29 protein-coding genes are annotated in these 22494 nt (G+C 69.3%); 12 read left to right on the top strand and 17 right to left on the bottom strand.

Translation table 11 applies throughout. The features are described from left to right. Nucleotides 1-59 precede the first annotated feature (59 nt). From A4X17_RS05380 to A4X17_RS05350, 7 genes are all read right to left on the bottom strand, one after another. On the bottom strand, nucleotides 60-1430 hold the full coding sequence (locus A4X17_RS05380; protein WP_064294627.1) for a deoxyribodipyrimidine photo-lyase: 1371 nt from the start codon (nucleotides 1428-1430) through the stop codon (nucleotides 60-62). 264 nt (nucleotides 1431-1694) lie between these two features. Continuing rightward, nucleotides 1695-2255, bottom strand: a complete 561-nt coding sequence (locus A4X17_RS05375; RefSeq protein ID WP_082915933.1) for a methylated-DNA--[protein]-cysteine S-methyltransferase — start codon at nucleotides 2253-2255, stop codon at nucleotides 1695-1697. After that, entirely contained in the window at nucleotides 2252-3754 is a 1503-nt protein-coding gene (locus A4X17_RS05370) for a DNA-3-methyladenine glycosylase 2 (protein ID WP_064294626.1), read from the bottom strand. Before A4X17_RS05370 ends, A4X17_RS05375 begins: the two co-directional genes overlap by 4 nt. A gap of 89 nt (nucleotides 3755-3843) precedes the next feature. Beyond that, nucleotides 3844-4275: a MarR family winged helix-turn-helix transcriptional regulator gene (locus A4X17_RS05365; protein ID WP_064294625.1), complete on the bottom strand. Its 432-nt coding sequence runs from the start codon at nucleotides 4273-4275 to the stop codon at nucleotides 3844-3846. Between the two features lie 380 nt (nucleotides 4276-4655). Continuing rightward, nucleotides 4656-5024, bottom strand: a complete 369-nt coding sequence (locus A4X17_RS05360; RefSeq protein WP_064294624.1) for a hypothetical protein — start codon at nucleotides 5022-5024, stop codon at nucleotides 4656-4658. After that, nucleotides 5017-5634 carry a hypothetical protein gene (locus A4X17_RS05355; RefSeq protein WP_064294648.1) on the bottom strand — a complete coding sequence of 206 codons (618 nt, stop codon included), beginning with the start codon at nucleotides 5632-5634 and terminating at the stop codon, nucleotides 5017-5019. Before A4X17_RS05355 ends, A4X17_RS05360 begins: the two co-directional genes overlap by 8 nt. Then, a complete protein-coding gene (locus tag A4X17_RS05350; protein WP_064294623.1) occupies nucleotides 5631-6191 on the bottom strand; it encodes an RNA polymerase sigma factor in 561 nt (186 codons plus the stop codon). Before A4X17_RS05350 ends, A4X17_RS05355 begins: the two co-directional genes overlap by 4 nt. A 182-nt stretch (nucleotides 6192-6373) precedes the next feature. Here A4X17_RS05350 and A4X17_RS05345 point away from each other — a divergent pair, with 182 nt between their 5' ends. Both A4X17_RS05345 and A4X17_RS05340 read left to right on the top strand, forming a co-directional pair. After that, complete coding sequence (locus tag A4X17_RS05345; protein WP_064294622.1) at nucleotides 6374-7648, top strand: AI-2E family transporter; 1275 nt, start codon at nucleotides 6374-6376, stop codon at nucleotides 7646-7648. Continuing rightward, nucleotides 7648-8655 (top strand): DMT family transporter, encoded by a 1008-nt coding sequence (locus A4X17_RS05340; protein WP_079003302.1) that lies wholly within the window; start codon nucleotides 7648-7650, stop codon nucleotides 8653-8655. The genes A4X17_RS05345 and A4X17_RS05340 overlap by 1 nt, the downstream gene beginning before the upstream one ends. 81 nt (nucleotides 8656-8736) lie before the next feature. Here the strand turns inward: A4X17_RS05340 and A4X17_RS05335 are convergent, their stop codons facing one another. Beyond that, nucleotides 8737-9444, bottom strand: coding sequence for a winged helix-turn-helix domain-containing protein (locus A4X17_RS05335; RefSeq protein WP_064294621.1), 708 nt, complete (start codon nucleotides 9442-9444; stop codon nucleotides 8737-8739). A gap of 502 nt (nucleotides 9445-9946) precedes the next feature. Continuing rightward, the gene (upp, locus tag A4X17_RS05330; protein ID WP_064294620.1) at nucleotides 9947-10579 is read right to left on the bottom strand and encodes a uracil phosphoribosyltransferase; all 633 of its coding nucleotides are present in this window, start codon (nucleotides 10577-10579) and stop codon (nucleotides 9947-9949) included. A gap of 51 nt (nucleotides 10580-10630) precedes the next feature. Between upp and tadA the strand changes: the two genes are divergently transcribed. From tadA to proC, 3 genes are all read left to right on the top strand, one after another. Next, entirely contained in the window at nucleotides 10631-11107 is a 477-nt protein-coding gene (gene tadA / locus A4X17_RS05325; protein WP_064294619.1) for a tRNA adenosine(34) deaminase TadA, read from the top strand. Nucleotides 11108-11218: 111 nt separating this feature from the next. Beyond that, the gene (locus A4X17_RS05320; RefSeq protein ID WP_064294618.1) at nucleotides 11219-12406 is read left to right on the top strand and encodes a MarP family serine protease; all 1188 of its coding nucleotides are present in this window, start codon (nucleotides 11219-11221) and stop codon (nucleotides 12404-12406) included. Nucleotides 12407-12454: 48 nt separating this feature from the next. After that, nucleotides 12455-13297: a pyrroline-5-carboxylate reductase gene (gene proC, locus A4X17_RS05315; RefSeq protein WP_082915932.1), complete on the top strand. Its 843-nt coding sequence runs from the start codon at nucleotides 12455-12457 to the stop codon at nucleotides 13295-13297. A gap of 16 nt (nucleotides 13298-13313) precedes the next feature. Here proC and A4X17_RS05310 read toward each other — a convergent pair whose 3' ends face one another. After that, the gene (locus tag A4X17_RS05310) at nucleotides 13314-13817 is read right to left on the bottom strand and encodes a GNAT family N-acetyltransferase (RefSeq protein WP_064294617.1); all 504 of its coding nucleotides are present in this window, start codon (nucleotides 13815-13817) and stop codon (nucleotides 13314-13316) included. Then, nucleotides 13814-14413, bottom strand: a complete 600-nt coding sequence (locus A4X17_RS05305) for a TetR/AcrR family transcriptional regulator (protein WP_064294616.1) — start codon at nucleotides 14411-14413, stop codon at nucleotides 13814-13816. Before A4X17_RS05305 ends, A4X17_RS05310 begins: the two co-directional genes overlap by 4 nt. Before the next feature lie 84 nt (nucleotides 14414-14497). Here A4X17_RS05305 and A4X17_RS05300 point away from each other — a divergent pair, with 84 nt between their 5' ends. Then, complete coding sequence (locus A4X17_RS05300) at nucleotides 14498-14935, top strand: GNAT family N-acetyltransferase (RefSeq protein ID WP_231884292.1); 438 nt, start codon at nucleotides 14498-14500, stop codon at nucleotides 14933-14935. 7 nt (nucleotides 14936-14942) lie between these two features. Here the strand turns inward: A4X17_RS05300 and A4X17_RS05295 are convergent, their stop codons facing one another. After that, nucleotides 14943-15614 (bottom strand): TrkA family potassium uptake protein, encoded by a 672-nt coding sequence (locus A4X17_RS05295; protein ID WP_056013885.1) that lies wholly within the window; start codon nucleotides 15612-15614, stop codon nucleotides 14943-14945. After that, a complete protein-coding gene (locus A4X17_RS05290) occupies nucleotides 15607-17049 on the bottom strand; it encodes a TrkH family potassium uptake protein (RefSeq protein ID WP_064294614.1) in 1443 nt (480 codons plus the stop codon). The genes A4X17_RS05295 and A4X17_RS05290 overlap by 8 nt, the downstream gene beginning before the upstream one ends. Nucleotides 17050-17121: 72 nt before the next feature. Between A4X17_RS05290 and A4X17_RS05285 the strand changes: the two genes are divergently transcribed. The 4 genes from A4X17_RS05285 to A4X17_RS05275 all read left to right on the top strand — a co-directional run bounded on the left by A4X17_RS05285 (nucleotide 17122) and on the right by A4X17_RS05275 (nucleotide 18640). Continuing rightward, nucleotides 17122-17526: a helix-turn-helix transcriptional regulator gene (locus A4X17_RS05285; protein ID WP_064294613.1), complete on the top strand. Its 405-nt coding sequence runs from the start codon at nucleotides 17122-17124 to the stop codon at nucleotides 17524-17526. Between the two features lie 127 nt (nucleotides 17527-17653). Next, nucleotides 17654-17848, top strand: coding sequence for a helix-turn-helix domain-containing protein (locus A4X17_RS05280; RefSeq protein ID WP_064294612.1), 195 nt, complete (start codon nucleotides 17654-17656; stop codon nucleotides 17846-17848). Nucleotides 17849-17987: 139 nt separating this feature from the next. Then, a complete protein-coding gene (locus A4X17_RS18850) occupies nucleotides 17988-18086 on the top strand; it encodes a 30S ribosomal protein bS22 (RefSeq protein ID WP_003792170.1) in 99 nt (32 codons plus the stop codon). A gap of 245 nt (nucleotides 18087-18331) precedes the next feature. Further along, complete coding sequence (locus A4X17_RS05275; RefSeq protein WP_064294611.1) at nucleotides 18332-18640, top strand: hypothetical protein; 309 nt, start codon at nucleotides 18332-18334, stop codon at nucleotides 18638-18640. A 42-nt stretch (nucleotides 18641-18682) separates the two neighbouring features. Here A4X17_RS05275 and A4X17_RS05270 read toward each other — a convergent pair whose 3' ends face one another. Continuing rightward, nucleotides 18683-18982 (bottom strand): helix-turn-helix domain-containing protein, encoded by a 300-nt coding sequence (locus A4X17_RS05270; protein WP_064294610.1) that lies wholly within the window; start codon nucleotides 18980-18982, stop codon nucleotides 18683-18685. A gap of 192 nt (nucleotides 18983-19174) precedes the next feature. On the opposite strand from A4X17_RS05270, the gene A4X17_RS05265 reads away from it, so the two are divergent. Both A4X17_RS05265 and A4X17_RS05260 read left to right on the top strand, forming a co-directional pair. Next, the gene (locus A4X17_RS05265; RefSeq protein WP_064294609.1) at nucleotides 19175-19435 is read left to right on the top strand and encodes a glutaredoxin family protein; all 261 of its coding nucleotides are present in this window, start codon (nucleotides 19175-19177) and stop codon (nucleotides 19433-19435) included. A gap of 40 nt (nucleotides 19436-19475) precedes the next feature. After that, nucleotides 19476-19784, top strand: a complete 309-nt coding sequence (locus A4X17_RS05260; protein ID WP_064294608.1) for a Dabb family protein — start codon at nucleotides 19476-19478, stop codon at nucleotides 19782-19784. An 18-nt stretch (nucleotides 19785-19802) separates the two neighbouring features. On the opposite strand, the gene A4X17_RS05255 is transcribed toward A4X17_RS05260, so the two are convergent. From A4X17_RS05255 to aspS, 3 genes are all read right to left on the bottom strand, one after another. Further along, nucleotides 19803-20579 (bottom strand): putative protein N(5)-glutamine methyltransferase, encoded by a 777-nt coding sequence (locus tag A4X17_RS05255; RefSeq protein ID WP_064294607.1) that lies wholly within the window; start codon nucleotides 20577-20579, stop codon nucleotides 19803-19805. A gap of 92 nt (nucleotides 20580-20671) precedes the next feature. After that, the gene (locus A4X17_RS05250) at nucleotides 20672-21124 is read right to left on the bottom strand and encodes a flavodoxin domain-containing protein (RefSeq protein WP_064294606.1); all 453 of its coding nucleotides are present in this window, start codon (nucleotides 21122-21124) and stop codon (nucleotides 20672-20674) included. A gap of 18 nt (nucleotides 21125-21142) precedes the next feature. Beyond that, nucleotides 21143-22483, bottom strand: coding sequence for an aspartate--tRNA(Asn) ligase (gene aspS, locus A4X17_RS05245; protein WP_064294605.1), 1341 nt, complete (start codon nucleotides 22481-22483; stop codon nucleotides 21143-21145). Nucleotides 22484-22494 lie beyond the last annotated feature (11 nt).

Below are 22494 nucleotides of genomic sequence, written 5' to 3'. Positions count from 1 at the left end.
CCCTGAGCCCCACCCCGGTCACTGAGCTTGTCGAAGTGTCGCAGGACGACGGCCCGGAGCTACGCCCCCTTGACCTGCTCGTACGCCGCGAGCGCAGCCTGCCTCGTCTCGCCGAGGTCGACGATCGGCTCGGGGTAGTCGGGCGTCCCGAACTCGGGCACCCACCGCTTGATGTACGCGTCGTCGGCGTCGAAGCGTTCGCGCTGTCGCTCGGGGTTGAAGATCCGGAAGTAGGGCGAGGCGTCGAAGCCGCTGCCGGCCACCCACTGCCAGTTGAAGGGGTTGGACGCCGGGTCGGCGTCGACGAGCGTGTCCCAGAACCAGTCCTCGCCGAGCTTCCAGTGGATGAGCAGGTTCTTGGTGAGGAACGACGCCGTGACCATCCGGATCCGGTTGTGCATGGTGCCCGTCGCCCACAACTCCCGCATGCCGGCATCGACGAGCGGGATCCCGGTCTTGCCGGTCTTCCACGCGTCGAACGCCTCCTGGTCGACGTCCGGCCAAGGGAACCGGTCGAAGGCCTGACGCCAGTTGCGCGTCGCGAGGTCGGGGAAGGCGAAGAGGCAGTGGTAGGCGAACTCGCGCCAGCCGAGCTCCTTGAGGAAGGTGGCGCCGTCGTCGCCGAGGTGTCGGCGTCCGTCGCGGGCGGCGTACCAGATCTGCGGCGAGCTGATCTCGCCGAAGCGGAGGTGCGGGGAGAGCCCCGAGGTCGACGGCTGGGCCGGGAAGTCGCGATCCTCGGTGTAGCCGGAGACGCCACCGCCGAGGAAGTCGGCGAGCCGTGCGTCGGCGCCGGCCTCGCCCGGCGTCCACTGCTCGCGCAGTCCCCCCGCCCAGTCGGGCTTCGTCGGGAGCAGGTCCCAGGACTCGAGCTCGTCGCCGGCGGGCGGCTCCGACATCGACGTCAACGTGGTGGGTGCGGGGAGCGGGTGCCTCGGCGGGTTCGCCGCGTGTCGCTGGAGCGACGCCTTCCAGAACGGGGTGAACACGGAGTACGGCTGGCCCTGGCCGGTGACGATCTCCCACGGCTCGGCGAGGAGGTTCGCGGCGAAGCTGCGGGCGTCGAGGCCGGCATCCTTCAGCTCCGACTTGATCCCGGCGTCGATCTCCCGCTCGGCCGCGCCGTAGCGACGGTTCCACAGGACGGCGCCGGCGCCGATCGAGTGGGCGAGTTCAGGCACGATGGTCGCCGCACTTCCGGATCGGAGGAGCAGCGTGCCGCCGAGACCACGGATGTCGTCTCCGAGGGCTTCGAGGCTGTGGTGGAGCCACCACCGGGACGCGCCGCCGAGCGGTCGCAGCTCCTCGCTGTCGTCGAGGACGAACAGGCAGAGGATCGGGGAACCGAGCTCGACCGCCGCGTGCAGTGCGGGGTTGTCCGCCAGGCGGAGGTCGTCACGGAACCATACGATCGTCGGTGCGGCAGCCATGCCGTCAGCCTACGCGGACGATCCGTCCGAGCCGTGGGGTTGACCGGACCCGCCCATTCCGGTCATCGGCCGCCTGGTCGCGGCGCCCTCCTCCGGTCGTGAGCCCTCCTCCGGTCGCTGTGCCATCCTCCGGTCGCTGAGCTTGTCGAAGTGCCCACGGGCTGACGCCGCCCTTCGACAGGCTCAAGGACCGAGGACGAGTACCTAGGGACCGTGGCCGAGTACTCAGGGACCGTGGACCGTGTCCCCTCTTCCCCGATGCGCTCAGCTCAGCGCGGCCTCGCGGTCGAGCAACGACCGCTTGACGTCGAGTCCCCAGGCGAACCCGCCGAGCGTCCCGTCGGTCCGGAGGACCCGGTGGCACGGGACGAACAGAGCCGGAGCGTTCGTCGCGCAGGCGCTCGCCGCAGCGCGGACCGCCGACGGACGACCGCTCGCCGCGGCGAACTCCGTGTAGGTCACCGGGTGTCCCGCGGCGATCGTCCGCAGCACCGTCCAGGCGTGCGTGCGGAACGGGCCGCCGAACTGGGCGACCGGCACCACGTCGATCGCCGTCAGGTCGCCGTCGTAGTACGCGCGGACGGCGTCCATCGCCCCGATCGTCCCCGCCACCGTCTCGCCGGGGCGGTCGGCGGGTCGGATCCGTTCGAGCATGACGCCGATGTCGTCGGACCACCCTGAGGAGAGTACCGCCCCGTCCTCGCGCGCGAGGATCGTGAAGGGGCCGTCCGGGGTGTCGACGGTCTGGCTGGTCGCGGTGAGCTGTGCGCCGGACGCGTGGCCGTCACCGCGGCGGATCCTCGTGCTGGAAATGATGGTGGTCATGCTGCTGGACCTTTCTCGAGGGCTGATGGTGCGGAGGACGGTGCCGGTGTGGAGGCTGCCTTCCACAGGTGGAGGCAGAGATAGGAGCGCCATGGGGCGAAGGCGTCCGCTTCCGCGGTGAGCGTGCGCGCGTCGGAGGGCAGACCGAGCCGGCCCGCACCCGTGCGGACGGCGACGTCGCCGGGCAGGAAGGCGTCGGGGTTGCCGAGCACCCGCATGCTGACGTAGTCGGCCGTCCATGGGCCGATCCCCTTCATGGCGAGCAGGCGGGCTCGGAGCTCGTCACGGTCGTCACCGAAGCCGATCGTGAGTTCGCCGGAAACGAGCGCCCGTGCGACGCCGAGCAGGCTGTCGATCCGCGCTCGGGGCCCGACGAGTGCGGCCTCCCCGCCGTTCGCGATCTGCGTCGCCGTCGGGAAGAGCCGGTGCAGTCCGTGTCGTTCGGGGACCGTCGTGCTCACCTCGTCCGCGAGACGACGGAGCTGGGTGCGCGCCGCGGCCACGGTGATCTGCTGCCCGACCATCGCCCGGACCAGCATCTCCTCCGGGTCGACCGCCCCGGGGAGTCGGATGCCCGGTGTGGCCGCGACCGAGGCGGCGAGACGCGGGTCCGTCGCGAGGACGGCGTCGGCGGACGTCGGGTCGGCGTCGAGGTCGAAGAGCCGGCGGACCCGCGAGACGAGCACCGGCAGATCGGCGAGGTCCGTCACCTCGGCGGTGAGTCGGAGGTCGTCGCCGACCTGCCGGACTTCGAACCACGCCGTGCCACCGGGGAGGGCGAGGAGCCGGGCGTAGTGGTCGGGGCCCGCGAGCTCGACGCCGTCCACCGCCCGTGGCGCGAGCCACGCGAAGACGCCCGCGGCGTCGAACGGGCGGCGGAACGGCAGGGTCAGGGTGATCGAGCCGGGGGCGTGTTCGCCGACCGTCCGGTGTTTCGCGCGCAACTCACCGGGGGTGAGCTCGAAAACCTCCCGCATCGTGTCGTTGAACTGCCGGATGCTCGAGAACCCGGCGGCGAAGGCGATGTCGCCGAAGGGGAGGTCGGTGCCGGTCAGCAGCTGTCGAGCACCCTGCGCACGGTGGGCACGCGCCAGCGCGAGTGGACCCGCGCCCAGCTCGGCGCTGAGGATCCGTGTCAGATGGCGGCTCGAGTACCCGAGACGCGAGGCGAGCCCGAGGACGCCCTCGCGTTCGACGACGCCGTCGGCGATGAGGCGCATGCTGCGCGCGGCGACGTCGTTACCGAGGTTCCAGGCGGGCGTGCCCGGGACGGCCTCGGGCAGGCACCGTTTGCACGCGCGGAAACCGGCCTCGTGCGCTGCAGCGCTCGTCGCGTAGAAGGTGACGTTCTCCGGCTTCGGGGTCCGAGCCGGGCAGGACGGCCGGCAGTAGATCCCCGTGGAACTCACGGCCGTGATGAACTGCCCGTCGAAGCGCTGGTCGCGGGCTTGGATCGCGCGGTAGCGTTCGGCGAAGTCCATGCTCCGGGTGTCGTCCATGATCCGAGTCTGACATGCGCCACCGGGTCGGACGAGCGGAAATCGGACACGACAGTGGGGGCCGTCCGCGCCGGGTCAGTCGGCGCGGCTCACGCTCCGCGGAGCTTGTCGCTGAGCGCCGCGAGGGTCGCCATCTCCTGCGGGCTGAGCGAGGTGGTCACGCGTTCGGCGATCGTCGCACCGTGGGCGATGGCGACCGCACGGTAGACCTCGTATCCCGCGTCGGTCATGCGCACCAGGGTGCCGCGGCCGTCGTCCGGGTCGGGGCATTTGCCGACCAGCCCGCGCGCGACCAGCCGGTCGACCAGACGGCTGATGCTCGGCTGCGAGAGCAGCACACTCGAGTTGAGGTCGCGCAGACGGATGCGACGATCGGGCTCCCGCGACATCGTGTGCAGGACGTCGTACTCGTTGAGCGAGATGCCGTGGCTCGGGAAGTCGTGCGAGATGTGGCGCATCACGTCGACCTGCGCGCGGAAGAGTGACTCCCACGCGGCGATCGCGAGTCGCCTCTCGTCCATACCTGCTCCCGCTGCCGTCCGACGATCCACCACCTGAATCTATCCTGGACGGACGTCGAGCCGCGCGTCGGGACGAGGTGGTTGCGATCCGTATCGTCTCCGGACATGACGAGAGCCGGTCGCAGAGGCTACGACCGGCTCTCTTTCCCTTGCACCAAGAGTGTCCTGCAATCACATTCCGTCAGCTGCCACAGCAAAACAACCAACGTTCCAAAACCATATAACGGATCGGTAACGAGCGGTAGTTATCAGAACGTTATTTTTACTGGGAGTTGTCCGAGTGCGCTACCAGCGCGGAGCGCGAACGCAGGACGAACCCTGGGAAGCCGGACGGAAGGCGATCCGCGTTCCTGTCGCGGCGAGGAACTCCTGCCGTCGGGTCAGTCCTGGGAGCCGCTCGGGACGACGTCGATCACGCGGACGGTGATGGACGGAGCGCCCTCGCCGGGGGACGAGGGGAGCCGGTCCGCGATGGCGCGGTGGACCGCCTGCGCGACGGCAGGGGAGGTCGCCTCAGCTGCCACGGAGATGTTGGTGTGGACGGTCAGGACACCTGTGACGCGCCTGACGCTCACCCTCGCCTGCTGGTCGGGCGAGCCGAGCAGTGCTCCGACGCCCTCCTTGGCGGCCCGGAGCAGTGTGGGCTCGACGGCGGTCAACCCGTCGACGCCCGGTACCGCCAGCACCACGTCGTCGAGTGAGCTCGCGAGCGCTCCGAGATCGTCGTCCGTCTCCGTCAGGTCATGCATCGTCCCCCACCTCTCCGATCTCGTCGGCCTCGAAGTGCAGGTCGTCGACGACGATGTCGAGTCCTGCCACGACGAGGTCCGTGTGCTGCTGGAGGCTGGCTGCGACCTCCTCGCGGAACAGCGAGACCGTCTCGGCGACCGACTTGCCCCAACCGATGCTCACGGTGACATGGAGCATGATCGGTTCGCCGACCACGGTGACGTCGCCCTCGAGCACGCAGCGACCCACGAGCACGCCGGGGGTGCGATCCCCGGCGCCGCGGACCAGCCCGCGGACCGTGCCCTCCGTGATGACGAGCGCCGCGTCGTCGTCGGATGCGGCGAACGGGATGTCGCGCCCGGCCTTCGCCTCGCGGCCGATGTTCTCCATGATCCCGCGGATCCAGTCCTGGTCGAGCGCGGTGACCGCCGCCTCGTCCGCCTCCCGCAAGGGCGTGGCAAGCGCGCGGACACGTCGAAGCGACCGGAGGATCCGCTGGCATTCCGGTGAGTCGTCGATCGACGGGTCGGCCGGCAGCATGTCGCGTTCGAGGTAATCCGTGAGGGCGTCGATGCCGTGCGCGCAGCCGCCCGGCTCACCCGGTCCGGGGCCCGGAATATCGGTGTTCATCGCCACCCCTCCATCTCCTTGACCAGTGTCGCCCGAGCCCGTGCGAGACTCCCTCGGACGCTGGCGACGCTTTGCCCCAGTTGTTCGGCGATCTCCTCGTACGAGTATCCGCCGATCTCTCGGAGCACCCAAGCCTGGTGCTGTCCGTGCGGCAGTCTGTCGAGTGCTGCTGACAGTGCTCCCAGCTGCGACGATGCCTCGGCCTTCCGTTCGGGTCCGTCGCGCTCCGGGGCCTCGATGATGGCGTCGTCGGTCGACTCGGTGTCCTTGCGCTGCCGCATGAGGTCGATCGCTCGACGGCTGACGATGCGCATCAGCCAGCTCTTGACCATCGCGCCGTCCTCGAGCGTGTCGATCCGCTTCCAGGCCGAGATGAGCGCCTCCTGGACGACGTCGTCGCCGTCCGCCGAGGAACGCGTGAGTCGCACGGCGTACGCCTTCATCATCCGGCCGTAGCGCGTGATGAGCACCTGGAACGCGCGGGTGTCGCCGTCGACGCACCGTTCGACGAGGGTGCGGTCGGTCGCCTGGTCGAGGAGGCCGGCCGATGTGCGCACTGGATCAGCTCCCACCGTCGCACCACCTCTCTGTTCCGGCCCGAGACGACTTCCGCCGATTTCGTCGTACCGGACCGTGACATCAGCGGGTCGGGCTCCGTCTCACTACTGTAGGCACAGAGCGGCGGTCCATGTGAACGCCCCCAGCACCACGACGGCATCATCACCGAGGAGACCGCACTATGAAGACCCCCAAACTCCGGTTGCCCGGGTTCTCCTCCACCCCGGAGGAACGCGAAGCCAGGCGCGCCAAGCACCAGGAAGCCAAGCAGGAGCGGGCGGCGAAGGCCGCCGCATCCTCCCCGCCGTCGGCAGCCGTGGTCGCCGCCCTCCAGCCGTCGGCTCCGAGCGTCCGTATCAACGCGTTCCGGATCGGACTCGTGGGTGGCATCGGCGTCCTCGTCGCGCTCGTGATCGGGAGCATCGTGTCGCAGCTCAGCACCACGCTGATCTACGTCGGCGTCGCGCTCTTCATCGCGCTCGGCCTCGACCCGCTCGTGTCATGGCTCGAGCAGAAGCTGCCGCGCGGCCTCGCCATCGCCGTCGTCTTCCTCGCCGTGATCGGCGCGTTCGTCGGGATCATCTTCGCCATCGTGCCGTTGCTCGTGACGCAGATCTCGAACTTCGTGAGCGACTACCCCCGGATCTCCCAGCAGTTCCTCAACAGTGACTTCGTCGCGTGGGTGCAGAACACGATCGGGAACACGCTCGACATCGACTCGGCGCTCAACGACGCGTTCTCGTTCCTCAAGGACCCCAACAACCTGCTGAACATCGGTGGCGGCATCGTCGCGGTCGGAGCGGGGGTCGCGTCGGGCATCACCGGCTCGATCATCGTCCTCATCCTGACCCTCTACTTCCTCGCCTCCCTGCGGTCGATGAAGGCCGTCACGTACCGATTCCTCCCCGCCTACCGCCGCGAGGGCTTCGCTCAGGTGCTCGAGGAGATCACCCAGGCCGTCGGGCGATACGTGGTCGGACAGGTCGGACTCGCCCTGGTCAACGGTGTGTTGAGCTTCATCTTCCTGAGCATCATCGGAGCGCCGTTCCCGCCGCTGCTCGCCCTGCTGGCGTTCATCGGATCGATGATCCCGCTCGTCGGCACACTCAGCGCCTCGATCGTGAACAGTGCGCTCTGCCTCTTCGTCTCGCCGGTGACGGCACTCATCGCGATCATCTACTACCTGATCTACATGCAGATCGAGGCGTACTTCCTCAGCCCGCGCATCATGAACAAGGCGGTCGCCGTCCCAGGAGCCCTCGTCGTGATCGCGGCGTTCGGTGGCGGCGCCCTCGGCGGCATCCTCGGAGCCCTCGTCGCGATCCCGGTCGCCGCGTCGATCATCATCATCGTGCAGAAGGTCGTCTTCCCGAGCCAGGACTCCAAAGTGGTACCGGAGAACAAACTCGGTGACGCCGAGACGGCGGCCGTCGGCACGAGTGCGGCGGCGAAGTGATGGCGGCCACGTCGTTCCCGGCCCTTGCGGCCGGCGCCCTGCTGCTGTCGGGTACAGCCGGTGTCGTCGCGCAGTCCGCCCGCACTGCGGTCGACATCGACATCCCCACGATCAGTGTCACGCCGTACCAGGCGATCGGCATCCCGATCGCGCTCGTCGGAGCGTTCTTCCTCGCGGTCGGGACGCAGTTGCAGTCCCGCGGTGTCGGCAAGGTGGAGGCGGCGTCCTCGGCCTTCGGTCTGAAGCAGCTGCCGCAGCTCCTCGGGCGTCCGTCCTGGCTCATCGGGACGCTGCTCCTCGGCCTGGCGATCGTGTTCCAGCTCGTCGCGCTCGGTTTCGCTCCGCTCATCGTCGTGCAGCCCCTCGGGGCGATCGCCCTGGTGATCACGGCGCTCCTGAACGCCAGGGTCACCCGGGTGAAGATCACGAAGGAGCAGACCCGCGCGATGGTGCTGTGCGTCGCCGGTATCGGTCTCTTCGTCATCGTCGCGGCGCTGTACGCGGTGGAGGAGCCGATCCGTCAGCCGCAGCTCATCATCATCCTCATCATGCTCGCGGTCGTGACCGCTGCACTCGCGGCGGCGTACGCCCTGTGGCGGCGGAAGCTGCACACCGTCTTCTACGTGGTCGCAGCCGGTGTGCTGTACGGCTTCGTCGTCACGCTCGCGAAGGTGGTCATCAACCGGGTGATCACGCAGAACTTCGAGGGGCTCACCGTCGTCGGCATCATCGGCCTGCTCGTGGCCGCCGGGCTCGGTGGCTTCTTCGTCCAGAAGGCGCACCAGAGCGGGCAGCCGGACCTCGTGGTCGCCGGACTCACCGTCGTCGACCCGCTCGTAGCGGTCGGCATCGGCATCGTGGTGCTGGGCGAGGCTTCGAACGCCCCCTGGTACGCCCTCGTGCTGTTCGTCGTCGCCGGAGCGGTGGCCGTGTTCGGCGTCTGGAAGCTCGCGATGCGACCGGTCCCGGCTCCCGGCGACAAGCCGAAGAAGCCCCGCGTCATCTGACGCAGAACCTTCGACGGGCCCGGTGAGTGGAACACCCACGCACCGGGCCCGTCGTCTCGTCGGTGGGGCCGCCGAACCGGCTCAGAACAGGTCGGGCGACGGGGTGCTGGCGTAGCGGATGGAGACGTCCGCGTGGCGGTCGAAGCGGTAGCCGACACCGCGCACGGTGCGGACGATGTCCTCGTAGCGGCCGAGCTTGGCGCGGAGGCGACGAACGTGGACGTCGATGGTCCGCTCGTTCGGAACCTCTTCGTCGTCGCCGGCGCGCCACAGCGAGGAGATGAGCTCCGCGCGCTCGATCGTGCGTCCCTCGCGGAGGACGAGGTACTGGAGGAGCTCGAACTCCTTGTACGTGAGCGGCGCGGCCTCGTTGTCGAGGACGAGGCGCTTCCGGGAGATGTCGACGACGACACCCGCGTGGGCACGGTCCTGCTCCTCCTCGTCGACCTCGTCACGGTGGGCCGCGAGTGCCGAGGGGTCCTGCAGGGCGAGCCGGACGACGTCGAGGTCGCGGCCGCCGGCACCGCGCGGGGCCAGTGCGACGGCTGCGTGCGTCTCGGCCTCCGGGGCGAACTGGGCGGTCAGGGCCTTGATGGCCTCGACGATCTCACCGAGGCTCGTGCCGGCGGCCGCCGCCTTCGCCTCGTCGAGGCCGACGTAGAGGACGAAGCCTCGGGCTTCGGGGCCGGCCGGAACGGCACGGACGTGCGGGGTCGCGGCCCGAGGTGCGTCCTCGACGGCGGCGAGCTGGCGGGCGGGGCGGGTGGTCTGAACGGCTGCAAGAGACATGGGTGCGAGGTCCTCGGGAGTGATGATGCTGCGACGGATCGTGCGCGGTGCGCTCGGGGTGATCCCGCTTGCCGGTGGGCAGTTGCGGTCCCGCGATCCGGGAAGTGGCGCGTCGGCCGGGTGCGGACGGGGTGCGTCCGGGAGTCGGCTCACCTGGTGGGGGAGCGGCGGACTCGGAGGTGCTGGGAGCAGTGGAGCGGATCCATATGGATCGCTACCGGTGCTGGAGGAGTCGGATCAGCGACACATTCGACAGCACATGACAGCGCGGCCGGGCATCATCATGCCGGCGTTCCCAGGGGCCTCGAAGGAGGTCAGGGTGGGCGCGTTGGTCGTCATAGTCCGCAATACAACAGGAATCCCCCGGATCCTGTCAAGTGCGAGCGGAAGATGACGTTCTGTTACTCGGGGATTGCCGGCTGGCGGCACAACTGAGATGAGGCGGATCGTCGTCCAGCACGGGGATGGACGACGATCCGCCTCATGTCGGCGGGAGCAGGGGTCAGACGACGCCGTAGAGGCGGTCGCCGGCGTCGCCGAGCCCGGGGACGATGTACCCGTTCTCGTCGAGCTTCTCGTCGAGGGCGCCCAGGACGATCGTGACGTCCTTGCCGGCCGTCTCGGCCTCGAGGCGCTCGAGCCCTTCGGGGGCGGCGAGCAGGCAGATGGCGGTGACGTGCATCGCACCGCGCTGGAAGAGGAAGTCGATGGCAGCCGCGAGCGAGCCACCGGTCGCGAGCATCGGGTCGAGCACGAAGCACTGGCGGTCGGACAGGTCGTCGGGGAGGCGTTCCGCGTAGGTGGTGGGTTCGAGGGTCTCCTCGTTGCGCACCATGCCGAGGAAGCCCACCTCGGCGGTGGGGAGCAGCTTCACCATGCCCTCGAGCATGCCGAGGCCGGCCCGCAGGATCGGGACCACGAGCGGACGCGGCTCGCTGATCTTGACGCCGACCGTCTCGGTGACGGGCGTCTGGATCGTGATCTCCTCGACCGTGACGCCGCGCGTCGCCTCGTAGGCGAGCAACGTGACGAGCTCCTCGGTGAGGGCACGGAACACCGGTGAGGGTGTCGTCTTGTCGCGCAGCACCGTGAGCTTGTGGGTGATGAGTGGGTGGTCGGCTACGTGCACTCGCATACGATCAATCTAGTCGCTCGCGCGGCGACCAGGATTTCGGGGAGATGACGGATGCACGCACCGGCCGAGTTCGCCGTGTGGATGGACCTCGCCGTCGCCGAGGCCGAGGCGGCCCTCGCCAGCGACGACGTCCCGGTGGGCGCGGTCCTCGTCGCCCCGGACGGCACGGTCGTCTCCGTCGGGCGCAACGAGCGCGAGCTGCACACCGACCCGACCGCCCACGCCGAGGTGGTCGCCATCCGGGCTGCCGCGGCCGCGCTCGACGACTGGCACCTGACGGAGCTGACGCTCGTCGTCACGCTCGAGCCCTGCGTGATGTGCGCCGGCGCCATCCTCGCCGCCCGGATCCCAAGGGTCGTCTTCGGGGCCTGGGACGAGAAGGCCGGTGCGGTCGGATCCGTCTACGACGTCCTGCGCGACCGGCGACTGCAGCACCGCGTCGAGGTCTACGCGGGCGTGGAGGCCGAGCGCTGCTCGACGCTCCTCACCGACTTCTTCCGGGGCGCGGACGGCGTCGGAGCCTCCTGAGGGCGCAGGCGGCCCCGGAGATCTCCATGCGTCGACAGGATCGCTGATCGGATGCGGCTGCTCCCAGCACTTCCGGAGCCCGTGGTCGGCGGGTGATGGCAGGATCGCAGGATGCAACCCGGCGTGATCCTCGACATCATCCTCGTCGTCGTCCTGATCGGCTTCCTGATCCGCGGGTGGCGTGCGGGGCTCCTCGGGAGCCTCGGCGGGCTCGTCGGGCTGGCGGCCGGTGGGGTCGGCGCGTTCTTCGCGATCCCGCTCGTCGCCTCGTGGGTGCCGGACGCGGCCTGGCGTGGCTGGGCGGCGGTCGCGGCGGCGGTGGTCGTCCTCGCCGTCGGCTACACGATCGGTGCGTTCATCGGCGGGGCCATCGGCTCCGTCGTCCGCAAGACCCCGCTGCGCGGTCTGGAACGGCTGCTCGGCGCCGCCCTCAATCTCGTCGTCACCGCGCTCGTCCTCGTGACGGCGGCCCTCGGTGTCGGCTCTCTCGGCATCCCGCTGCTCGCCCAGGCGGTCGGGTCGTCCGCGGTGATCGGCACGATCGACCGCGTCACGCCCGTGGAGGTGAAGAGCACGCTCGCGCAGCTCCGCTCCACGGTGGTCGACGGCGGGGCCCAACGCGTCATCGAGGCGTTCGGCGGAACCGCGGACGTCCCCGCCGCCCCGCAGCTCGACACCTCGACGCCGGCGCTGCAGACGGCCTCCGCGTCCGTGGTGCGCATCAGCGGCACCGCCGAGTCCTGCTCGCGGAGCCTCACCGGGAGCGGCTTCGTCTTCGCCGACGACCTGGTCATGACGAACGCGCACGTCCTCGCCGGCGTGACGAACCCGGTCGTCGAGGTCCCGGGGTCCATGCCTCGGGAAGGGCGGATCGTCTACTTCGACCCGGTCGACGACCTCGCCGTCATCCGCGTCGACGACCTCGGCGCCCGATCGCTGCCGCTCGCACCGAATCCGGCGCCCGGATCGAACGCCGTCGTCGCCGGGTATCCGTTCGGCGGCCCGTACACGGCCGGTGGCGCGCAGGTCATCGTGGTGGGGCCGAGCCTCGTCGCCGACATCAGCGGGAACAACCCGACGAGCCGTCAGGTCGTGACGCTGTCCGGGACGGTGCAGCCGGGCAACTCCGGTGGCCCGCTGCTTACCGAGTCCGGTGAGGTGGCGGGCGTGATCTTCGCCCGCGATGCGAACTCCGCGCCGGTCGGCTACGCGCTGGCGATGGACGAGGTCCTGCCCGTCGTCGCGCTCGCCGGGTCACTGCAGTCCGCGGTCCCGTCGGGCGCCTGCCTCGCCGACTGAGTCGGCCGCGCACGTGCCGCCGAGCATGCAGGTGCCTAGACTCGCAGGGTGAGTGAAACGATCAGCCTGCCCAGCATCGCCATCCTCGGAGCCGGTTCGATGGGAGGGGCCGTCCTCCGCGGTCTCGTCCAGCCGGGTGTCGAGGTCGACGGTGGCATCACGGTGACGAACCGGACCATCGCCAAGGCGGAGGCTCTGGCCGAGCTGCCCGGCGTCACCTCGATCGCCCTCGAGCAGGACGCCGACGGCAATCGTCGGGCGGCGGCCGCGGCGAAGATCGTCTTGATCGGCGTGAAGCCCTACCTGGTCGCCGACCTCCTCGCCGAGATCGCTGACACGTTGCAGCCGGGCACGATCGTCGTGAGCCTTGCGGCCGGCATCCGCGGTGCGGCCTTCGAGGCCGCCCTGCCGGAGTCGGTCTCGGTGTTGCGTTCCATGCCGAACACTCCGTCCTACGTGGGGCTCGGCGTCACCGGGCTCGCGCCGGGTACCCGGTCGAGCGAGGACGACCTCGCCGTCGTCACCGCGCTCTTCGAGACCGTCGGCCAGGTGGTCGTCATCCCCGAATCGAAGATCGACGCCCTCAGCGCCATCTCCGGCTCCGGTCCGGCGTACGTCTACTACCTCATCGAGGAACTGACCCGCACGGCGATCGGCCTCGGATTCACCCCCGAGCAGGCGTCCGTGATGGTCGACGGAACCTTCCGCGGCGCGACGGAACTCCTCGCGACGACGGGGGAGAGCGCCGAGCAGCTGCGGATCAACGTCACGAGCCCCAAGGGGACGACGGAGCGGGCGCTCGCCGTGCTCGCCGAGGCGGGTTTCAGCGAGACGTTCGACCGTGCTGCGGCAGCCGCCATCGCACGCGCCGAGGAGCTGTCGGCGTCCTGATCCGGCGGCGACCCGATCAGTCGAAGGACCGCGCGAAGCAGTCGAGACCTGGTCTGTCGTCCCAGGAAGCGACCGCGACGAAGCCGGACCGCCGGTAGAGCGCGATCGCGGCGGAGCGCCAGTGCCATACGGAGAGACGCACGGCGTCGTCGCCCCGCAGCCGCGAGACGGTGGTCGCGGCCTCGAGCAGGGTTGCGGCAACGCCCCTGCGACGAGCGTCGGGGGCGACCCAGAGTCGCTTGAGCTCCGGCGACGGGCCGTCCGTCAGGACGACGCAGCCGAGCACCCGGTCGTCCTCGACGGCCAGGAGGACCTCGTCGGAGGCGAAGACCGTGCCCGGGTCGGTGATCTCGGCCCGGTAGCGGTCGGGGAGGGTGGTCGTCGGAGCGGGCTCGTCCGGACGCGGCTCTCGACCGAGGAGTTTCTCGTGCTCGGTCCGACGGTGGTACTCCTCGAGCAGCTCGGCGAACCGATCTCGCCGATGGGCCGGAGCATCGGCCCGGCGTTCCACGACGATCATTTGCCGCCCGTCTCGTCGAGCCCGAGGACGAGCAGCAGCCGGTCGAGCGCGGCGAGCTGGGCAGCGGCGTCGTAGTGGTCGTCGTCGGCTGTGCTCAGGGTGCTGACGCCCTCGATGAATCCGACGACGGCGGTGGCCGTCGCGGCGACCTCGGCCTCGGTGAGCTCGGGGCGGATCTCGGACACGAGGCGGCGGGTGCGCGCGACGAACACGCCGTGACCCGCACGGTGCCGTTCGGCGAGCACCGCGTCGTCGAGTGCCGCCGCGAGGTAACCGAGCCAGACCCGTGCCTCCTGGCGCGTCTCGTCCGTGAGGGACAGGGCCTGCCGGAGGACGGCGCGCAGAGCGTCACGCGGGGTCTCCGCTGCGGCTTCGAGCGCCTCGGTCCGCGCGGCCGTCCGCTCGTGGAGCAGATCGCGAGCGTGCAGCAGCAGCGCGCGCTTGTCGGGGAAGCGATGCAGGACGAGGCCGGTCGTGCACCCGGCCCGCTCCGCGACCGCGCGGAGGGTCAACCCGTGCGGCCCGCGTTCGCCCAGCACCTCCCAGACCGCGCGCGAGATCCGCGCCTGGGCCGCTGGGTCCTTGGTTCTTGCCATGTCGTGATCACCTCGGAACCGATGTTACCGTAATGCTTGTTACGGAATGACTGGAGAACGCGAATGACGATCAGGATCAGCCGGGTGGCCTGGGATGACGAGGCGGGCACCGCGCTGCGGGCCGCCCAGCGCCGCGAACTCGACGCCCGCTACGGGAGCGACGATCACGAACCCGGCACACCGCCGACCGCAGCCGACATCACGCTCTTCCTACTCGCCAGCGACGTCGACGACACCCCGCTGGGCTGCGGCGGCCTGCGGATGCTCGGTGAGGACCGGGCGGAGATCAAACGCATGTTCGTCGTGCAGCAGGCCCGGGGGACCGGCGTCGCCACTGCGCTCCTGCGGGCACTGGAGGACGAAGCGCGGTCGCTGGGTCTCGGTGAGCTCCTCCTCGAGACCGGCACGGAACAGCCGGACGCGATGCGGTTCTACGAGCGCGAGGGATACCACCTGATCGAGGCGTTCGGGCCGTACGTCGACGAGCCGCAGTCACGCTGTTACGCGCGCAGCCTGAGCTGAGGGGGCTTCAGCCCTCGAGCGAGGCGAAGCGCTCGATGTCGGCCGACGTGCCGGAGACGATGATGAGGTCGTGGTTCGACACGACGGTGTCGGCGGTCGCGTAGGTGAAGGGCTTCCCCGGTGACTTCACCCCGACGACGGTGATCCGGTACTTCGTCCGGACACCCGACTCCGTCAGGTTCAGCCCGCGGATGGGCTTCGGCGGGTACATCTTGACGAGCGCGAAGTCGTCGTCGAACTGGATGAAGTCGAGCATGCGGCCCGACACGAGGTGGGCGACGCGTTCGCCGGCCTCGCGCTCGGGGTAGATGACGTGGCTCGCCCCCACCCGGGCGAGGATCTTGCCGTGCGACTGCGAGACGGCCTTGGCCCAGATCTGCGGGATCTTGAGGTCGACGAGGTTGGCGGTGATGAGCACGCTCGCCTCGATCGAGGAGCCGACCGCGACGACCGCGACCGAGAAGTCCTGCGCGCCGATCTGCCGGAGCGCCTCGATGTTCTTCGCGTCGGCCTGCACGGTGTGCGTGACCCGGTCGGACCACTTCTGCACGAGGTCGGAGTTGTCGTCGATCGCGAGCACCTCGCGGTCGAGCCGGTCGAGTTCGCCGGCGCAGGCCGCACCGAACCGACCGAGTCCGATGACGAGGACCGGGGCGTCGTGCTTGATGCGGTCAACCAACGATGGGCCTCTCTTCGGGACGTTTGAACAGCTGGCCGCTCTGACTCGCGGCCACGGCTGCAGCGAGTGTCACTGTACCAACGCGGCCCAGGAACATGGTGACGGCGAGGACGTACACCCCGGCGTCGGGCAGGTCCGCGACGAGGCCGGTGCTCAGCCCGACGGTCGCGAAGGCGGAGATGACGTCGAACAGCACGTGGTCGAGCGGAGCCTTGGTGATCTGCAGGATGACGATCGTGGACAGGGCCACGATCGTCGCGCCCCAGAGGACGACGCTCACGGCGACGCGAAGCACGTCCTGCGGGATGCGCCGGCGGAAGACCTCCACACCCTCGCGGCCGCGGGCCTCGGCGAACGCCGCCAGGAACAGGACGGCGAGCGTCGTGACCTTGATCCCGCCGGCGGTCGAGGCAGAGCCGCCGCCGATGAACATGAGCATGTCGGCGACGAGCAGGGTCGAGCCGTTGAGGTCGCCGATGTCCACGGTGGAGAAGCCGCCCGACCGGGTCATGGCCGACAGGAAGAACCCCTGGAAGATCGTGTCCCAGAGGTTCCACTTGTTCCAGGTCTCGGGGTTGTTGAACTCGAGCAGGATGAAGGCGAGCGCTCCGGCGAAGAACAGGATGATGGTCGTGACGAGCGTGAGCTTGACGTGCAGCGACCAGCGGCTCGGCCGACGGAAGTTGCGGCTCAGCGCGTAGATGACCGGGAAGCCGATGCTGCCGAGGAAGACCCCGAGCATGAGGATGCTGAGGAACCAGTAGTCGTTCTCGAACGCCGCGAGGCCCTCGGCGTTCGGCGTGAAACCGGTGTTCGTGAAGGCCATGGCCGCGTAGTAGACGCTGTTCCAGGCGGCGTCCCACGGGTTGATGCCGTCGAGCAGCATGCGCGGGAAGAGCAGGACCGCCAGTGCCGCCTCGATCACGAGCGCGCTGACGGCGACGGTGACGAGCAGGTTGCCGATCTCCCCGAGGCGGACGGCCTGACCCTCGGCGACGGGGCCGTGGTGCGACCGCAGGGGGTTCGTGTCGCTCGCCGCCATGAGCTTCTGGCGGAGCCCGAGTCGTCGGGCGATCACGAACCCGAGGATCGAGGCCAGGGTCAGGACGCCGAGCGCGCCGATCTGGACGCCGATGAACACGAGCACGTGACCGAAGAGGGACCAGTGCGTGGCCATGTCGACGGTCGAGAGCCCGGTGACGCAGATGACGGAGACGGCGGTGAAGAGCGCGTCGGCGATCGGGGTCACCTGGCGGTCGGCGCTCGCGATGGGGAGTGAGAACAGCATCGTGAAGACGAAGATCAGGAAGCTGAACACGAGGATGGCGAACCGGGAGGTCGACTTCGCCGCGAAGTCGCTGACGGCCTCCCGGACCCTCGCGAGGCCGTGGCGCACGATGATCTCGGGACGACGACCCATGGCATTGCCGCTCATCTGACCCCTCAACACCTCAGGACTGCGCCGGAGGCAATGGTACTCCGTGCGCTCCATCACTATCGTTGGACCATGGCCGACATTTTCGACGTGATCGCTGACACCACCAGGCGGGACATCCTCGCGCTGCTGCTCGAACGGCACGGTGGCACCGGGACGAGCGTCTCCGAGATCGTCGCGCAGCTCGGCCTCAGCCAACCGACGGTGTCGAAGCACCTCAAGGTCCTGCGCGAAGCAGAGCTCGTGGAGGTGCGCGAGGAGGGCCAGCACCGCTACTACAGCCTGGACTCGGCGCCGCTCGAGGACGTGGAGGACTGGCTCATCCCGTTCCTCAGCGTCGACTACCAGGACGACGGTGTCGATTTCGCGGCGTTGTCGCTGCCGGACCAGGCCAAGGCGGTCGCCGGATCGGTCGGCAAGGTCGCGGCGGACGTGACCCACGCGGTGCAGTCGGTCACGAAGAAGCTCCGCCCCTAGGCCGGCCTCGCATACCGTTCACACAGGGGATGTACAGGGCGGGCGTCGGACCTCTAGAGTTGCCATGCGGCGTTCCGGTCCTCGGGGCGCCGTTCAAGCAGGTTTCCAGAGGCGTAGGAGGGGTTCGATGACGCAGGACACTGCCGACGTCCGCTTCCTCACCGTGGCCGAAGTCGCCGAGATGATGCGGGTGTCCAAGATGACCGTGTATCGCCTGGTGCATTCGGGGGAGCTCCCGGCCATCCGGTTCGGGAAGTCGTTCCGAGTGCCGGAGACCGCCGTCGACGCCGTCCGGCAGCGCCCGGTCGCCGACGCCGGCTGAGGCGTTCCCCGCTCCTAGCAGCCTGCAGGCGTACGGCGTGTGAACGACGCGCGCTGCAATCGGCTAGACTGGCAACAAGACTTGTTCTCTTCGGTCGCGATCCCTGCGGCCAAGCCCCCCAATTCTGTGAGGTAAATCCGTGGGTTCTGTTATCAAGAAGCGCCGCAAGCGTATGGCGAAGAAGAAGCACCGCAAGCTGCTTCGCAAGACCCGTCACCAGCGCCGCAACAAGAAGTAGCCGGCTGCTCCGTTCGGAGCGCCTGACGACTCTTCGTCCACCGGAAGCGCCTGCCCAATGGGGTACGGCGCTTTCTGGCGTTGTCGAGGTGATCGTCTCGTCGCCGGTCGTGGCGTGGGATCCCCGCGGGTCGAGCGGCGTCGAGGTTCCTCCACAGGCGAGGCCGGAGGGGACTGATCCACAGCGCGTCGCGGCACGCGATCCGTCGGCCCGAGATCGTCGGCGGTCCTTCGTACGGTGTTCGCATGACCCGCGATCTTCCTCCAACCGCCCGCCGCAACCGACGCGAGCTCGCCTACCGGGTGCCGTTCGTCGTCGAACGAGACGACGCGCCTCGCTATCGACTCCGGAACGTCGGTGACGAAGCCGTGCACTGGGTCGTGCTGCGCCTGAACGGGCCCGGACTCCTCGCCCCACTGGAACCGTGTCGCCTGACGCCTGGCAGCGCTCTGGAGTTCGAGGTGTTGGGCACCGAGTTGGCCCGCGCGACCAGTGTGCAGGTGTCCTGGTTCCGTCCCGGCGGTCACCAGTACCTCTGGCGGGTCACCTTCTGACGGACGCCATCCGGTGGAGGGGAGTGGTCTCCGATGCGCGGATCAGCGTTCCTGGTCGCGGCGAGCGGCCAGCAGGTCGCGGGCCGTCAGCTTGTGCGCCCGGCCCGGGTACATGTCCGCGTTGAGGCCCGTGATGAACGGGGCCGGGTCGAGGTCGAGCGCGGTACTCAGTCGGACGAGCGTCTCCACGCTCGGGTGCACCTGCCCTCGCTCGATCTTGCCGATGTTCGTCCAGTGCATCCCCGCCAACACGCCCAGGTCCTCGAGGGTCAGCTGTCGCTCGTTGCGGGCGGCCCGCAACCGCTCGCCGAGGATGGTCGCGGCTTCCGAATGTGTAGGCATCACTCAATGACAACGGACCTCGACCGGCGCATGCCAGAGCGTCTGTGTCGGGTGGATACGCCACCTATGGTTCTCGTTCCTGGGTTCAACGGCATCATCACTCCGGCATCGTGCCAGATGTCGTGAAGAAACACCACACGTGTCGGATCTCTGGACGTGCTGCGGCCTCGAGCACCCCGTACAGTTGAGGAGGTGTCCACTCTGCACGTCACGCTCATCGGCAAGCCCGGCTGTCACCTCTGCGACGACGCGCGAGCCGTGATCGACGAGGTGGTCGCAGGCCTCCCGTCCGACGGCCCCACGATCGAACGCGAGGAGCTCTCGATCCTCGACGATCCGGCGCTCCACGACCGCCACTGGGAGGAGATCCCCGTCGTCCTCATCGACGGCAGGGTCCACAACTACTGGCGCATCGACCCCGACCGCCTGCGGTCCGCGCTGCTCGCCGACTGATCCGCACGACCATCCATCCACATCGACCCTTGGGGGCCCAGTGACCATCCGCCACATCGTCAGCTGGAAGCTGGCAGCAACGGACGAGGCCGAGCGCGACGCGGCGTTCGCCACGATGCAGTCCGAACTCGAGGCACTCGCCGGGTTCATGCCGGACGACATCGAGCGCCTCCAGGTCGGACGCAACATCGCCTACCCGGAGAGCAACTGGGACGTCGTGCTGGTCGGCGACTACCCGAGCCTCGAAGCCTTGGAGCGCTACCAGGTCCACCCGGAGCATGTCCGCGTGGTGCAGATCGTCCGCCAGCTCGTGGTCGAGCGCTCCGCGGTCGACTTCCAGCTCGACTGAGCCCGGCGCCCGCAGGACTCAGGCCATGACGCCGACGGCCACGGTGCCGTCGAGCTCGTCGTCGCGGACGATCGACGCCGTGAGGCCCGCCGCCCGCATGAGCGTTGCGGTCTCGGGAGCCTGACGTTCGCTCGTCTCGATCAGGATGGCGCCGGTCGGAGCGAGCCAGTCCGGGGCCTGCGCGATGATCCGACGCTGGACGTCGAGCCCGTCGGCACCGCCGTCGAGCGCGATCACGGCCTCGTGCTCCCGAGCCTCGGGCGGCATCGTCGCCATCGACGCCGTCGGGACGTAGGGGGCGTTCGCGAGCAGGACATCGACGCGCCCCGCGAGCGCTCGGGGTAGCCCGTCGAACAGGTCTCCGAGCAGGGCGTGCCCACCGAGCGGCTCGACGTTGCGCCGTGCGCAGTCCACCGCGGCGAGGTCGATGTCCGACGCCCAGACATCGATGGGGCCGGGCGCCTCGGTGAGGAGCGCACTCCCGACGGCCGCGGCACCGCAGCAGAGCTCGACGACCACCGAATCCTTCCGGAGGCGCGGGAGGGCGACGTCGACCAGGAGCTCGGTGCGTCGCCTCGGCACGAAGACCCCGTCCTCGACGACAACCCGGCGGCCCCGGAACGCGACCCAGCCGAGGACATGCTCGAGCGGCCGGCCGGCGACCCGTGCCGCGACCATCCGTTCGAGTCGATCCGGATCATCCGATTCGGCGAGGAGGAGAGCCGCCTCGTCCTCGGCGAAGACGCACCCCGCCGCACGAAGGCGCAGGACCACGGATTCGGCGGTCGCGTTCATCTGGCCTACACCCCTCGCCCACCTGCGACGGACGCCGCACGGTCGGTGCGAGTCACGCTACCGTCGCGTCCGGGCTCGCACCAGAGCGGTGGTCAGAGCTGTTCTGCTGCGGCGAGCACGCCGGGCAGCCAGGCGAGCGCGACGTCCTTCTTGCGCTCGAACCCGCCGTCGTCGTGCAGACCGAACTCACCGAACCGGGTCGCGCCGTGCTCGGTGAGCAGGGCGTCGAGCAGCGAGCTGCCCTGGTTGTACGTGTCCTCGTAGCTGCTGTCGCCCAGCCCGAAGATGGCGTACCGGAGCCCGTCGAGTTCCACGTCGGACTCCTCGAGCGCCTCGTAGAAGATCTGGCCGGTCTCACCGAGGAGGCCGTCGCCGTACGTCGACGTGATGAAGATGTGGATCTCGTCGGCCGACAGCTCCGCGGGGTCGACGTCGCCGAGGTCGACGACGCGCCACTGGTGCTGTGAGCCGATGGCCTTACCGAGGTCGCCGGCGAGGCGTTCGGCGTTGCCGGATTCGGTCCCGTACAGGATGACGATCTGCATGGCGTCCTTCTTGCGGGGTTACGGGGCGAGGCGGGTCGGGCCGCGGAACAGGTAGGTGACCTCACGGATGGAGGTCTCGTGCAGCATGAGCATGAGCACGCGGGCGAGGCCCATGCCGAAGCCGCCGTGCGCCGGGACGCCGTAGCGGAAGAAGTCGAGGTAGAACTCGAGCTCCTCGGGCTCCAGACCCTTCTCCTTGGCCTGCTCGACGAGGACGTCGACGCGGTGCTCGCGCTGCGCGCCCGTGGAGATCTCGACGCCGTTGTAGATGAGGTCGTAGCTGTTCGTGAGCGAGCCGTCCTCGGCGTTGCGCATGTGGTAGAACGGCCGGATGCTCGACGCGTAGTCGGTCAGGAAGACGAAGTCGTGACCGAACGTCTCCTTGACGTAGGCCGCGATCTGACGCTCGCCCTCGGGGTCCATGTCGTCGTCGGCGCGGGGGATCTCGTAGCCGCGCTCGGCGACGATGCGCTTGGCCTCGGCCAGCGGGATGCGCGGGAACGGACGCGACGGGACCTCGAGCTCGATGCCGAAGAGCTCCGAGATCTGCTCGCCGTGCTTGTCCTTGACCGCCGTGAAGCCGGCGACGAGGAGCTCCTCGTGCAGCTGCATGACGTCCTCGTGGGACTCGATCCAGCTGATCTCGGCGTCGACGCTCGTGAACTCGGTCGCGTGTCGGCTGGTGAACGACGGGTCGGCGCGGAATGCGGGTCCGACCTCGAACACCTTGCCGAAGCCGGCGGACTGCGCCATCTGCTTGAAGAACTGCGGGGACTGCGCGAGGTACGCCTTGCCCTCGAAGTAGTCGACCTCGAAGAGCTCGGCGCGCGACTCGCTCGCGCTCGCCATGAGCTTCGGGGTGTGGATCTCGATGAAGTCGTTGTCGATCCAGTACTGACGCAGTGCGTGCTCGAACGTCGTCTGGATGCGGAAGATCAGTGCCTGCTTCGGCTGGCGCAGGTCGAGGAAGCGCCAGTCGAGCCGCTTGTCGAGCGAGGAGTCCGCAGCGATCGGCGTCTCGGGGTTGGCGGCGGTGACGACCTCGAGCGTGGCGACCTTGACCTCGATGCCGCCGAGCTTGACGCGCTCGTCGTGCTTGAGCTCGCCGGTGACGGTGATGAAGGAGCCGTGCGCGAGGGCGGAGATCGCCTCGGTGGTGGCGAGGCGGTCGGCGGAGCCCTCGACCTCCGGGTCGACCTCGCGGACGGCCGGGTTCACCAGCTGGACGGCGCCGCTCTCGTCGCGGAGGACGACGAACTGCACCTTCTTCTGGTCGCGGACGGTCTCGACCCATCCGGAGACGGTGACGGGACCGTCGGACAGGGCGGCCAGGTTCTTCACAACGACGCGTTCACTCACCCCGACAGCTT

The organism is Plantibacter sp. H53, from assembly GCF_001650455.1.
In the GTDB taxonomy this organism is placed as follows: Bacteria; Actinomycetota; Actinomycetes; order Actinomycetales; family Microbacteriaceae; genus Plantibacter; species Plantibacter flavus_A.
This window is presented reverse-complemented; position numbering and strand designations above follow the sequence as displayed.